Source organism: Cupriavidus basilensis (assembly GCF_008801925.2).
Taxonomy (GTDB): domain Bacteria; phylum Pseudomonadota; class Gammaproteobacteria; order Burkholderiales; family Burkholderiaceae; genus Cupriavidus; species Cupriavidus basilensis.
In genome coordinates, this window is sequence record NZ_CP062803.1 from 4,231,346 (window position 1) to 4,244,670 (window position 13,325).

Annotated in this window: 11 protein-coding genes; 7 read left to right on the forward strand and 4 right to left on the reverse strand. The window is 67.3% G+C overall.

The genetic code is table 11. The features are described 5' to 3' along the window. Positions 1-16: 16 nt before the first annotated feature. The 3 genes from F7R26_RS19535 to F7R26_RS19545 all read right to left on the reverse strand — a co-directional run bounded on the left by F7R26_RS19535 (position 17) and on the right by F7R26_RS19545 (position 2,387). Complete coding sequence (locus F7R26_RS19535) at positions 17-400, reverse strand: DUF2784 domain-containing protein (protein WP_150992559.1); 384 nt, start codon at positions 398-400, stop codon at positions 17-19. After that, positions 397-1,314, reverse strand: coding sequence for a LysR family transcriptional regulator (locus tag F7R26_RS19540; RefSeq protein WP_006157327.1), 918 nt, complete (start codon positions 1,312-1,314; stop codon positions 397-399). Before F7R26_RS19540 ends, F7R26_RS19535 begins: the two co-directional genes overlap by 4 nt. A 134-nt stretch (positions 1,315-1,448) precedes the next feature. Next, positions 1,449-2,387 (reverse strand): LysR family transcriptional regulator, encoded by a 939-nt coding sequence (locus tag F7R26_RS19545; protein ID WP_150992561.1) that lies wholly within the window; start codon positions 2,385-2,387, stop codon positions 1,449-1,451. A gap of 350 nt (positions 2,388-2,737) precedes the next feature. Here F7R26_RS19545 and F7R26_RS19550 point away from each other — a divergent pair, with 350 nt between their 5' ends. Together F7R26_RS19550 and F7R26_RS19555 are read left to right on the forward strand one after the other, a co-directional pair. Further along, positions 2,738-4,048, forward strand: coding sequence for an MFS transporter (locus F7R26_RS19550; protein ID WP_150992563.1), 1,311 nt, complete (start codon positions 2,738-2,740; stop codon positions 4,046-4,048). Between the two features lie 64 nt (positions 4,049-4,112). Beyond that, positions 4,113-5,324, forward strand: coding sequence for a M20 aminoacylase family protein (locus F7R26_RS19555; protein WP_150992565.1), 1,212 nt, complete (start codon positions 4,113-4,115; stop codon positions 5,322-5,324). Here the strand turns inward: F7R26_RS19555 and F7R26_RS19560 are convergent. Then, on the reverse strand, positions 5,309-6,256 hold the full coding sequence (locus F7R26_RS19560; protein WP_150992591.1) for a hypothetical protein: 948 nt from the start codon (positions 6,254-6,256) through the stop codon (positions 5,309-5,311). The two genes, F7R26_RS19555 and F7R26_RS19560, sit on opposite strands and share 16 nt — an antisense overlap. A gap of 364 nt (positions 6,257-6,620) precedes the next feature. On the opposite strand from F7R26_RS19560, the gene gcl reads away from it, so the two are divergent. The 5 genes from gcl (at position 6,621) to pyk (ending at position 13,225) form a co-directional block, all read left to right on the forward strand. Continuing rightward, positions 6,621-8,396, forward strand: coding sequence for a glyoxylate carboligase (gene gcl, locus F7R26_RS19565; RefSeq protein WP_043350593.1), 1,776 nt, complete (start codon positions 6,621-6,623; stop codon positions 8,394-8,396). A 120-nt stretch (positions 8,397-8,516) separates the two neighbouring features. After that, positions 8,517-9,299, forward strand: coding sequence for a hydroxypyruvate isomerase (gene hyi / locus F7R26_RS19570; RefSeq protein ID WP_150992567.1), 783 nt, complete (start codon positions 8,517-8,519; stop codon positions 9,297-9,299). 32 nt (positions 9,300-9,331) lie between these two features. Continuing rightward, positions 9,332-10,279, forward strand: coding sequence for a 2-hydroxy-3-oxopropionate reductase (glxR, locus tag F7R26_RS19575; RefSeq protein ID WP_241754549.1), 948 nt, complete (start codon positions 9,332-9,334; stop codon positions 10,277-10,279). An 88-nt stretch (positions 10,280-10,367) separates the two neighbouring features. After that, positions 10,368-11,681, forward strand: coding sequence for a glycerate kinase type-2 family protein (locus tag F7R26_RS19580; RefSeq protein ID WP_150992571.1), 1,314 nt, complete (start codon positions 10,368-10,370; stop codon positions 11,679-11,681). A 65-nt stretch (positions 11,682-11,746) separates the two neighbouring features. Continuing rightward, a complete protein-coding gene (pyk, locus tag F7R26_RS19585) occupies positions 11,747-13,225 on the forward strand; it encodes a pyruvate kinase (RefSeq protein WP_150992573.1) in 1,479 nt (492 codons plus the stop codon). The last annotated feature ends 100 nt before the right edge of the window (positions 13,226-13,325 follow it).

Consider the following 13,325-nt stretch of genomic DNA (forward strand, 5'->3'; position numbering starts at 1 on the left):
TTTGCGTCGTGCGCGCTCAGGCGTGCCGACGCGTTCGCTGGCGCCGCATCCGGCGACAGAGCGCCACGTAGACCGCCAGGTTGAGCGCCAGCACCACGGCGCCAAGCCCCATCTGGATCTCGCGCGTGAGGCCCTCGGGATAGATCAGCGCCAGCACGTAGTGCTGCACGAAATCCCCGCCATAGGCTGGCTGCCCCGCGCGCTGGCGCAGCGCATTCTCCAGCGGCGTGAGCGGGCAGATCCATCCGCTCCACTCCACCACCACGCCCCAGGCCGCCGCCGGCAGATGCAGCCAGGCCATGCGCGGCCAGCGCAGCACCAGCAAACCGCCCAGCATGACGAAGACGATAAAGGCGAGGTGAAACAGGACGACCGCGTCCGCGAGCCACGCCGCCATCATCGTCCTTGCCGCCCGGTCCAGTACCCCGGCACCGCGAACGCCGCCTTCAGGTGCTCGATAAAAAAGCGGATCTTTGCCGGCACCGGACGCTGCTGCGGGTACACCGCCAGGATGTCGTAATCCGGCAGCGCGTACTCGTCCAGCACCGTGATCAGCTCCCCGCTCTCCAGTTGCGGCAGGATTTCCCAGGTGGAGCGCCAGCCCAGCCCCAGGCTCTCGCCGGTCCAGCGATGCAGCAACTCGCCGTCGTTGCAATCCAGGTTGCCATTGACGCGCACCGTCACCGTCTTGCCGTCCTGCTGGAAATACCAGCCGCGCTGCTGGCCTCCCTGCAGGTTGAACGCCAGGCAGTTGTGCTGCGCCAGGTCGTCCAGCGTCTGCGGCACGCCGTTGCGCGCGAAGTAGGCCGGCGTGCCGCACACCACGCGCTTGTTGGTCGCCAGCTTGATCGCGACAAAGTTTGGATCGATGGCCCCGCCGATGCGGATGCCCACGTCATAGCCCTCGCGCACGAGGTCCACCACGCGGTCGGTCAGGTTGAAGGAAATCTGCACCTCGGGGTTCGCCGCCAGGAATGCCGGCGCATGCGGCGCCACATGCTTGCGCCCGAACGCCGCCGGGGCCGACACGATCAGGTGGCCGGTCGCCTTGTGCTTGCCCTCGGCGATCAGCATCTCGGCCCGGTCCAGGTCCGCGAGGGCCTTCTTGCACTGCTCCATGAACGCCGCGCCCTGCTCCGTCACCACGATGCGCCGCGTTGAGCGGTGCAGCAGCTTCACGCCAATGCGCGCCTCCAGCGCATTGATGCGGCGCCCGATCATCACCGGCGTCACGCCCTGCGTCAGCGCGGCGGCGGCCATGCTGCCGTGTTCGACGACGGCGATAAAGGCTTCGATCTGTTTTAGCTTGTCCATGCGGTGTGTCTCCTGGGCGTCATTGTGGCGCATTTGCAGGCGGCGGGCATGTGCTGGGGGCTATGTGGGCTATGTGGCCTATGGGGGCGATTAGGGTGGGGGTACTCGGGCGCCCGGACGATGTGTCACGGCACTCACCTGCCCGCACGCACCGCGGGCCGCCCGCGCGGCATCGTTTGCGCGCAGTGCCGCACCTCCTTGCTGAACCCGGCGCAGGCCTGGGTCATCAGGTCTTCCGAGCGGTAGACGAGGAACACGCGGAACTCGGGTAGTTCGTCGCTGATCGGCAGGCGGATCAATGACGAAGCATCGAGCCGCAGCGGGCCGGTGCCGTCGAAGACGAAGTCGGACCACATGCTGATCAGGTCGGTGCGCGTGGCCAGTTGCAGGCCGAGCAGGTTGGAGGCGCTCTGCACCACGCGCTTGGGCATGTCGAGGCGGTGCAGCCGCATCACGCTGGCGAGCGGGCTGCCGGGGTCGTCGAGCGGGTCGAGTACGAGCCAGTCGGCGTCGAGCAGCGGCCGCAGCCGGCGTACCCGCCGCAGCGGATGGCCGGCGCGCACGGCCAGCGACATTCCGATGGAAAACAGCGGTTCCCACTGGAAGGCGCCCGTGCCGGGGCCGCTGTTGGTTGAGATCAGGCCGAGGTCGAGCCGGCCTTCGCGCAGGCCTTCGAGGATCTGTTGCGGGCGCAGCTCGAAGCCGCGCAGGGCGACGTTGGGAAAGCGCTTGCGGAACGCGGCCATGGCGTCGGGCAGCGGGCCGCTGGAGGCCACCGCGGTGAAGCCGATGTTGAGCTGCGCGTCGGCGTGGCCGCGGATGGCTTCGATGTCTTCCAGCGCATGCCGCAATTCCTGCTCCACCAGGCTGGCGCGCTTGACCAGCGCCACGCCATAGGCGGTCAGGCTGACGCCGCGCACGGAGCGCGACATCAGGGTGACGCCGAGTTCGCGTTCCAGTTCGGCGATGGCCTTGGACAGCGCCGGCTGCGACACATGGAGGCTGCGCGAGGCTTCGTGGATGCTGCCGTGCTGGGCCACCGCCAGCAGGATGCGTAGTTGCTGCAGCTTCATCTTGGCTTCTCCTCTTTTTATGTTCTTCCAGGCGCCCCGCAACGGTGCGCGCCGCCCCGGCGCCGGGCCCGGGCGCCGTTGGCGGCACTATGGCGCGGACCCGGTGCTGCGCCGCGAATGCCCACGGCACAAGGCTTCTCGGTACTTGTACCGATAGCGGCGCAGCGGTGGTTATGACGGCGATGCCATTTGGTTATCAGGATGAAAATATATGATTTTTGGCTTGCCGTGTTTGCCTCAATACTTCATCGCCAGGGAGTCCCCACACTCCCGCGATGGATGGCCGGCAAGCGCCGGCCTCCACGGCCCTCACCCCGCCACCCCCTCAACCAGTTCGTGGAGACACCGACATGAACGATGCCACCCTGCCTGCGCCCTCGCTGGCCCCTTCCCAGCCCAAGCCCGCGAGCCCGGCGCGCCAGAGCCAGTCCCGCCTGATTGCCGCCTGCTCGATCGGCAATGCGCTGGAGATGTACGACTTCACCGTCTACAGCTTCTTCGCGCTGCTGATCGGCAAGCTGTTTTTTCCGTCCGACAGCGCATACGGCTCGTTGCTGCTGGCGGTGGCGACCTTCGGCATCGGCTTCGTGATGCGGCCGCTGGGCGGCTTCGTGATCGGCAACTACGCGGACCGCCACGGCCGCAAGGCGGCAATGACGCTGACCATCGGGCTGATGGTGATTGGCACGATGTGCCTGGCCTTCGCCCCGACCTACGCGTTCGCTGGCTTGTTCGGGCCGGTGATGATCGTGGCCGGACGCCTGCTGCAGGGCTTTTCGCTGGGCGGCGAGATTGGCGCCTCCACTGCCATGCTGATGGAGTCCGGCGGCGTCAAGGGCCGCGGCTTTCGCGTCAGCTGGCAACTCGGCAGCCAGGGCATCGCTGCGACGCTGGGCGCGCTCACGGCCGCCATTCTTTATGGCGTGCTGCCGCAAGCTTCGCTGGAAAGCTGGGGCTGGCGCGTGCCCTTCGTGCTGGGCCTGCTGATTGCGCCTGTGGGGCTGTATATCCGCGCTCACCTGGACGAGACGCACACGGCCGAGGCGCACGCGCCTAGCCCGCTCGGCACGCTGTTCCGCGAGCATGGCGGCACGGTGGTCAAGGGCATCCTGACCATCATCGGCGGCACGGTCGCCACCTACCTAGTGGTGTATTTCATGCCCACCTACATGATCCGCGAACTGCATCTGCCGCCATCGCTGTCGCTGCTGTCGGGTTGCGTGACAGGTGTGGTGTGCTTGGTGATGTCGCTGGTGGCCGGCACGCTGGCCGACCGCTTGCCGCACCGCAAGCCGCTGGTGCTGGGTTCGATGGCCTTCACGCTGGTGTGCCTCTATCCCGCGTTCTGGCTGATGACCCACTACCCGAGCGTGCCGCTGGTGCTGTCGCTGTCCGCGTTGCTGACCGCCAGCGTCTACCTGGGCTCCACGCCGATGCTGCTGATGATGATGGAGCTCCTGCCGGCCCATGTGCGCGCCAGCGGCCTGTCGGTGATCTACGCGGTTGGCGTGACGGTGTTCGGCGGTTCCTGCCAGTTCATCGTCACCTGGATGCTGGCCAAGACCGGCAACCCGATGGCGCCCGCCTTCTACATGATGGCCTGTGGCGCGGTGACCATCCTCGCGGTGCTTACGATCCGCGAAAACGCTCAAGCGCATTGAGCGCTCTCCTCCCTCTCCTCCTCTACCCGGCCAGGCTGGCCAACTTGCAGCAAAGGATAAACACATGACCCGCGAACCGACCCTGACGCCCTTCCAGTTGCTGCCGCACCTGCTGCCGGCGATCCAGATCGATGCCGAGACCTTTATCGGCATCCGCCGCCAGATCCACGCCCAGCCTGAGCTCGGCTTCGAGGTTGGCGCCACCAGCAAGCTGGTGGCCACCTTGCTGGAGAGCTGGGGCTACGCGGTGCACACGGGCATCGGCAAGAGCGGCGTGGTGGGGCAGTTGAAGCTGGGCAACGGCAAGCGCCGCCTGGGCATTCGCGCCGACATGGATGCGTTGCCGGTCGTCGAGGCCACGGGCCTGCCGTATGCCAGCAAGATCCCGGGCAAGATGCACGCGTGCGGCCACGACGGCCACACTGCCATCCTGCTGGCCGCCGCCAAGGCGCTGGCCGATAGCCGCGATTTCGATGGCACCCTCAACCTGATCTTCCAGCCCGACGAGGAGAACCTCTGCGGCGCGCGCGCGATGATTGAGGATGGCCTGTTCGAGCGTTTCCCGTGCGATGCCGTGTTCGCCTTGCACAATATGCCGGGCGTGGCCGCCGGCACCTTCCGCGTGCTGCCCGGCCCGGTGAGCTTGTCGTCCGACGTGGCCGACGTGACCATCAAGGGCGTGGGCGGGCATGGCGCCATGCCGCACCGCGCGCGCGATCCGATCGCGGCGTGCGCGGCCATCGTCACCGCGCTGCAAACGGTGGTGGCGCGCAATGTGGCGCCGGACGATACGGCCGTGCTGTCGGTGGGCTTTATCCGTGGCGGCGCCACGCATAACGTGATTCCGGAATCGGTCACGCTGGGCCTGAACGTGCGCGCGGCGCGCCCGGAGACGCGTGCGCTGGTGGAGCAGCGCATCCGCGAGATCGTCAGCCTGACCGCGCAGGCGCACGGCGTGGAAGCGCACATCGACTATCGCCAGCTGACGCCGCCGATGGTCAACACGGAGGCGGAAACAACGCTGGCGCAGCAGGTCTGCGCCGAACTCGTCGGCGCAGACAAAGTCGTCACGCAAGCGCCCAAGGGCCTGAACGGCAGCGAGGACTTTGCGTGGATGCTCAACGAGGTGCCGGGCTGCTACCTGATCCTCGGCAATGGCGAAGGCGAGTTCGGCGGCTGCATGGTGCACAACCCGGGCTACGACTTCAACGACCAGGTGCTGCCGCTGGGCGCGGCTTGCTGGGTCCGGCTGGCCCAGACCTACCTGGCGGGTTGAGGCAGCGCAGGCAGCGTGGGCGGAGCCGCTGCTGCGTGGTCCGCGTGGTCCGCGTGCGCCGCGGCATCCTCCTCCGGCGAGGCCGCGGCAGCATCCCCGAGCGCGCTTGCCTGGAGGACTTCGGGCGGTACCGGCGCCGGAGATGGGACCGCGAATGCGGGCGCTGCAATGGGCGCTGCAACGGGTACGGCGGCGACCACTGCCGATGCCGCCGCGGGCGGCGTCGGCGCTCTTTCCAACTGCGCGCTGATCTGTGCCGCTTCGCCAAGCACGTAGGCAAGCCGGCGCAACGGGCGGCTGACCTGCAATTGCAGGAAGACCGCCAGCGCCGCGCCCGACACGAAGACAAGGCCGTAGAGCGACAGCAGCGGCAGCAAGCTGCCGCCTTTGCGCGGCAACTCGAACAGGCCCGTGACCAGCACCAGCGCGGCCGGGCTGACCGCGATCAGCAAACCAATCGTCCTCGCCATGCCCTCCCACATCCGTAACTGCACCTCCACCCGCCGTGCCCTGGCGCGCAGCGCCTGGGCGGGGACGCGCGCCAGCGAGCGCAGCAGCGCGCTCTCCGCCTCATCGTGCCGGTCGACCTGGTCGGCCAATGCCCCGAGCGGATCGCGCAGCTTGCGCGCGAGCGCCGGCAGGTGCGTGAGCAGCAGCGCCGCCAGCCCCGCCACGCTGCCGCCCAGCAGGCTATAGACCAGGCGCGCCAGCCATGGCGCCGGCGTCTGCTTGATCTGGTACCTGGTGTACAGCACGGCGCCGGTCACCAGCAGCGCCGCCACCGAACAAGCCCAGAACAGCACCAGCAGGCCCCTCTGCAGCCGCATCAGCTTCATGGCGGCCGTGGGCGAACCGGCGGTATCGGATACGGCGGGCGTCTTGTGCTTGAGCGCGTCAAGCAGTTCGCGGGTGGGAGGGAGCCTGGTATGCATGGCGGTCAGGTTGGCAATAGGTGGTTCCTGCGCCGTGCCCTGGCACAGGTACTGGCGCGATACCCGCACATTGTCGCCATTTGGCGGGCCGCAGGGTGTGCGCCGGGACCGACGGGCGGGCTTTTCCCGCAATTTCCTACGTATCGTTGCCGTCACACAACGTAGTTCCATGACACGCGCCAGGCCGTGCCGGGTGACCGCGTTTTCTGCCTCGATCGGCCTCATTCGATATCACGGGTATCGAATCAACTGATCTCCCTTCCCTTTATCCCAACCCGCTTGCGGGAATAGCATGGACTCCAACAGTGATTCGCAGCCATCCATAGCCATTCACAAAACATCGCATCCACGATTGGAGACAGACATGCCGAAGATGAGAGCAGTTGACGCGGCCATCGCCGTGCTGGAAAAAGAAGGTATCACCACCGCGTTCGGCGTGCCCGGCGCCGCCATCAACCCGTTCTACTCGGCCATGCGCCGGGCCGGCACCATCGACCATTTCCTGGCGCGCCACGTGGAAGGCGCCTCGCACATGGCCGAAGGCTACACCCGCGCCGAAGCCGGCAATATCGGTGTGTGCATCGGCACCTCGGGCCCGGCCGGCACCGACATGATCACCGGCCTGTACTCGGCCTGGGCTGACTCCATCCCCATTCTCTGCATCACCGGCCAGGCGCCGCGTGCGCGCCTGTACAAGGAAGACTTCCAGGCCGTCGACATCGAGTCGATCGCCAAGCCGGTGACCAAGTGGGCCGTGACCGTGCGCGAGCCGGCGCTGGTGCCGCAAGTGTTCCAGCAAGCCTTCCACCTGATGCGCTCGGGCCGCCCGGGCCCGGTGCTGATCGACCTGCCGTTCGACGTGCAGGTTGCCGAGATCGAGTTCGATCCGGAAACCTATCAGCCGCTCGCCCCGTACAAGCCGGTTGCCTCGCGAGCGCAGATCGAGAAGGCCATCGCCATGCTCAACGCGGCCGAGCGCCCGCTGATCGTGTGCGGTGGCGGCGTGATCAACGCCGACGCGGCCGAGCTCCTGGTGGAATTCGCCGAGCTGGTCAACGTGCCGGTGGTTCCCACGCTGATGGGCTGGGGCGTGCTGGCCGACGACCACCCGCTGCAAGCCGGCATGGTTGGCCTGCAGACGTCGCACCGCTACGGCAACGCCACGATGCTGGCATCGGACTTCGTGCTCGGCATCGGCAATCGCTGGGCCAACCGCCACACCGGCAGCGTCGAGGTCTACACCAAGGGCCGCAAGTTCGTGCATGTGGATATCGAGCCTACCCAGATCGGCCGCGTGTTTGGCCCGGACCTGGGCATCGTCTCCGACGCCAAGGCCGCGCTGGAGCAGTTCGTGGAAGTGGCGCGCGAGATGAAGATGGCCGGCCGCCTGCCGTGCCGCAAGAGCTGGGTGGCGGATGTGCAAAAGCGCCGCCGCACCATGCAGCGCAAGAGCGATTTCGACAACGTGCCGGTCAAGCCGCAACGCGTGTACCGCGAGATGAACCAGTACTTCCCGCGCGATGTGCGTTACGTCTCCACCATCGGCCTGTCGCAGATCGCCGCCGCGCAGTTCCTGTCGGTCAACGAGCCGCGCCACTGGATCAACTGCGGCCAGGCCGGCCCGCTGGGCTGGACCATTCCCGCCGCGATCGGCGTGAAGGTGGCCTCGCCGGAATCGGATGTGGTAGCCATCTCGGGCGACTACGACTTCCAGTTCATGATCGAAGAACTGGCCGTGGCCGCGCAGTTCAAGGTGCCGTACATCCACCTGGTGGTGAACAACTCCTACCTCGGCCTGATCCGCCAGGCGCAGCGCAATTTCGAGATGGACTACTGCGTGCAGCTGGCCTTCGACAACGTCAACTCGCCTGAGCTCAACGGCTACGGCGTGGACCACGTGAAGGTGGTGGAAGGCCTGGGCTGCAAGGCGATCCGCGTGTTCAAGCCGGAAGACATCGCGCCGGCCTTTGCCGAAGCGCGCGACCTGATGGCCGAATTCTCGGTGCCGGTGGTGGTGGAAGTGATCCTGGAGCGCGTGACCAATATCGCGATGGGCACCGAGATCGACAACATCAACGAGTTCGAGCCGATCGAAGACATCGAGGAAGCCATCCTCAAGGAAGAAGTGGAAACGGCGTAAGCACGGCAGGCTGACAAGCGCGGGCCACGAGCCCGCGCGCAGCGCTGCATCCCTTGATGCGCCCCCCAATCACCGCATCCGCGCGAGCGGAATCACAAGACAAGTCATCCGGAGACATCCATGCCAAAACTTGCCGCCAACCTGACCATGCTGTTCAACGAAGTGGCCTTCCTCGACCGCTTTGAAGCCGCCGCGCGCGCGGGCTTCCGCGGCGTGGAGTTCCTCTTCCCCTACGCCTTTCACGCCGACCAGATCGCCGACCGGCTCAACCGCTTCCAGCTCGACCTGGTGCTGCACAACCTGCCGGCGGGCAAGTGGGAAGCGGGCGAGCGCGGCATTGCCTGCCACCCGGACCGCGTGAGCGAATTCCAGGACGGCGTGGGCGAGGCAATCAAGTACGCCAAGGTGCTGGGCGTGCGCCAGCTGAACTGCCTGGTCGGCATCCAGCCGCAGAACGTCAAGCAGGATCAGGCTCAGGAAACGCTGGTGGAAAACCTGCGCTTCGCGTCGCAGGCGCTCGGCGCCGAGCAGATCGACCTGCTGGTCGAGCCGATCAACACCTTCGACATCCCCGGCTTCTTCCTGTCGCGCACGCAGCAGGCGCTGGACCTGATCGCACAGGTCAACGCGCCCAACCTCTACGTGCAGTACGACATCTATCACATGCAGCGCATGGAAGGCGAAATCGCCGCCACGCTCAAAGCCAACCTGCCGAAGATCAAGCACGTGCAGCTGGCCGACAACCCGGGGCGCAACGAGCCGGGCACCGGCGAGCTGAACTACCACTTCCTGTTCAAGTGGCTCGATGAGATCGGCTACGGCGGCTGGGTCGGCTGCGAGTACAAGCCGCGCACGACCACGGTGGAAGGCCTGGGCTGGCGCGCGGCACACGGCGTGCAGTAAGCCGGAACAAGCAAATCCCCAAACATTCAACGATCCCATCAAGGAGACATCACATGGCAAACCAACGCAACGTCGGCTTTATCGGCCTGGGCATCATGGGCGCACCGATGGCGGGCCACCTGCGCGCGGCCGGCCACACGCTGTTCGTCCATGACGTGAACACCGCACCGCAAGCGCTGGTCGATGCCGGCGTCACGGTCTGCACCAGCGCCGAGGAAGTGGCCAAGCGCGCGGACATCATCGTGATCATGGTGCCGGACACCCCGCACGTGGAAGCCGTGCTGTTCGCCGAGAAGGGCGTGGCCGCCGCGCTCAAGGCCGCCGGCAAGGAAGCCGCGCACGGCAAGATCGTGGTCGACATGAGCTCGATCTCGCCGATCGCCACCAAGGATTTCGCCGCGCGCGTCAACAAGCTCGGCGCTGCCTACCTGGATGCACCGGTGTCCGGCGGCGAAGTGGGCGCGAAGGCCGCATCGCTGACCATCATGGTCGGTGGCCCGCAAGAATCGTTCGACGAGGTCAAGCCGCTGTTCGACCTGTTGGGCAAGAACGTGACGCTGGTCGGCGGCAACGGCGACGGCCAGACCACCAAGGTGGCCAACCAGATCATCGTGGCGCTGAACATCCAGGCCGTGTCCGAAGCACTGCTGTTCGCCTCCAAGGCGGGCGCCGATCCGGCGCGCGTGCGCCAGGCGCTGATGGGCGGCTTCGCAGCTTCGCGCATCCTGGAAGTGCATGGCGAGCGCATGGTCAAGCGCACCTTCGATCCGGGCTTCCGCATCGAGCTGCACCAGAAGGACCTGAACCTCGCGCTGCAAGGCGCGAAGGCGCTGGGCGTGGCACTGCCCAACACCGCCACCGCGCAAGAGCTGTTCAACACCTGCGCCGCCAACGGTCTGGGCAAGCAGGACCACTCGGCACTGTGCCGCGCCATCGAGATCATGTCCAACCATGAGATCGCCAAGGGCAGCGCCAAGTAAGCCAGCAGCGCCATCACGGCCTGCCGAGGCAGGCCAGCATCACTCCTGGCCGCTCGCGGCCGGGAACGCAGCACTTCCGGATCCCGTCATGCTCGCCACCGATTCCTACCCTACCCTGCAGGCGCCCCAGCGCCCTGCCGGACCCACCGATCCGCGCGCCCTGCTGCGCGACCTGTTCGATACCGCGGTTGCCGCCGTCAGCGCCAGCCATTGCCTGCCGCCGCAACTGCCCACGCCGCCCAAGGGCCGCACGGTGGTGATCGGTGCCGGCAAGGCCGCCGCCGCCATGGCGCAAGCTGTCGAGGCGCACTGGCAAGGCGAGATTTCCGGACTGGTTGTGACGCGCTACGGGCATGGCGCGCCGTGCCAGCGTATCGAGGTGGTGGAAGCCGCGCACCCGGTGCCCGACGAAGCCGGCCAACGCGCCGCGCAGCGCATGGTGGCGCTGGTCAAAGGCCTGACCGCCGACGACCTGGTGCTGTGCCTGATCTCCGGCGGCGGCTCCGCGCTGCTGGCCGCACCGGCCGACGGCATCACGCTCGCCGACAAGCAAGCCGTGAACCGCGCGCTGCTAAAGAGCGGCGCCAATATCGGCGAGATGAACTGCGTGCGCAAGCACCTGTCGGCGCTCAAGGGCGGCCGGCTGGCGTTGCACTGCGCGCCCGCACGCGTCGAGACCCTGTTGATTTCCGATATTCCCGGTGACGATCCCACGTTGATCGCCAGCGGCCCCACCCTGCCCGACGCCACCACCTGCGCCGACGCGCTGGCGGTGATCGCCAAGTACGGCATCGAAGTGCCCGCCAATGTGCGCGCCCACCTGGAGAGCGCAGCGGGCGAAACGCCCAAGCCCGGCGATGCGCGCTTCGACGGCCATCGCAGCGTCACGCTCGCCACCGCGCAGCAATCGCTGGAAGCCGCGGCGGCGCGCGCGCGCGAGCTGGGCTTGGAAGCCCACATCCTGTCCGACAGCATCGAGGGCGAATCCCGCGATGTGGCGCTGGTGCATGCCGCCATCGCGCGGCAGGTTGCGCAGCATGGCCAGCCGTTTCGCAAGCCCTGCGTGATCCTGTCCGGCGGCGAGACCACGGTGACGGTGCGCGGCAACGGCCGCGGCGGGCGCAATGCCGAATTCCTGCTGGCGCTGGCGGTCGCACTGGACGGCCTGCCTGGCGTGCATGCCATTGCCTGCGACACCGACGGCATCGATGGTTCGGAAGACAACGCCGGTGCGTTGCTCGCCCCCGATACGCTGACCCGTGCCGAGGCACGCGGACTGTCCGCGCGCGCGCACCTCGGCAACAACGACGGCTACGGTTTCTTCGCCGGCCTGGACGACCTGATCGTTACCGGCCCGACCCGTACCAATGTGAATGATTTCCGCGCCATCCTGATTGTGTAAGCCCTGAATTTGAACAACGGCGCGCCCATCGCGGCGCGCCGCCCGAGATTGGAAGAGGAGACAAAATGAGACGCCAGCGCAAAGCCAAGATCGTTGCCACGCTCGGACCGGCCAGCACCGACATCGAGGTGATCCGTCAGTTGTTCGAAGCCGGGGCGGATGTCTTCCGCCTGAACTTCAGCCACGGCTCGCACGACGACCACAAGCGCCGCTACGACGCCGTGCGCCAGGTCGAGGCCGAGACCGGCCGCCCCATCGCCGTGCTGGCTGACCTGCAAGGCCCCAAGCTGCGCATCGGCACCTTCGCCGCGGGCAAGGTGGCGGTCAAGGCCGGCGACGCCTTCGTGCTCGACAGCGACCCCAGCCCGGGCGACGCCACGCGCGTGCACCTGCCGCATCCGGAACTGTTCCGGGTGGCCGCGCCGGGCCAGTCGCTGCTGATCGACGACGGCAAGGTGCAGTTGAAGATCGAGGCGGTGGCCAGTGGCAGCATCGCCACGCGCGTGGTCAACCACGGCACGCTGTCCGACCGCAAGGGCGTGAACGTGCCCGACGCCGTGATCCCGATCCCCGCCCTGACCGAGAAGGACCGCAAGGACCTCGCCTTCGCGCTGGCGCTGGGCGCCGACTGGATCGCGCTGTCGTTCGTGCAGCGCCCGGCCGACATCGTGGAAGCGCGCGAGATCATCGGCACCCGTGCCGGCGTGCTGTCCAAGATCGAGAAGCCCGCCGCGCTGCAGCAGCTCGAAGAAATCGTGCGCGTGTCCGATGCGGTGATGGTGGCGCGTGGAGACCTGGGCGTGGAACTGCCGCCGGAACGCGTGCCGGGTGTGCAGAAGCGCATCTTGCGCATCTGCCGCCAGCACGGCAAACCCATCGTGATCGCCACGCAGATGCTGGAATCGATGATCGATTCGCCGGTGCCCACGCGCGCCGAAGCCTCCGATGTGGCCAGCGCCATCTATGACGGCGCCGATGCGGTGATGCTGTCGGCCGAGTCGGCCAACGGCCGCCACCCGGTGCCGGCGGTGGCCATCATGAACCGCATCATCACCGAGGTGGAGCGCGATCCGCTGTACCGCAACCTGCTGGACGCGGGGCATGAGGCGCCGCTGTCCACCCGCCAGGATGCGATCTGCGCGGCGCTGCGCGAGGTCACGCAGATCATCGGCGCGGTGGCTACCGTCACCTACACCTCGTCGGGCTCCACCGCGCTGCGCGCCGCACGCGAGCGGCCGTGCGCGCCCATTGTCAGCATCACGCCGAACCTGGAAATCGCGCGGCGGCTGGCGATTGCGTGGGGCGTGCATTCCACCGTCAGCCCGGACGTGCAAAGCGTGGACGAGATGGTGAATGCGGCAACCCGCGCGGCGCTGGCGGAAGGCTATGCCGAACCCGGCGACCAGATCACCATCGCGGCAGGCATGCCGTTTGGCCAGGGCGGCACCACCAACCTGCTGCGCGTGGCCGAAATCGGCGGCGCGGAGCCGGGCAAGGCGCAGGGGCAAGCGGCTGCCAGCGCGGCACCAGCGGTTACCGCCTGATACACCACACGCATGCGTTGGCGGCATTGCCGTTGCTATACTGATCGACACGCTGCGGCCACCTTTTTGCCGCGGCGATCAACCAGTAATGCGGAGCCAC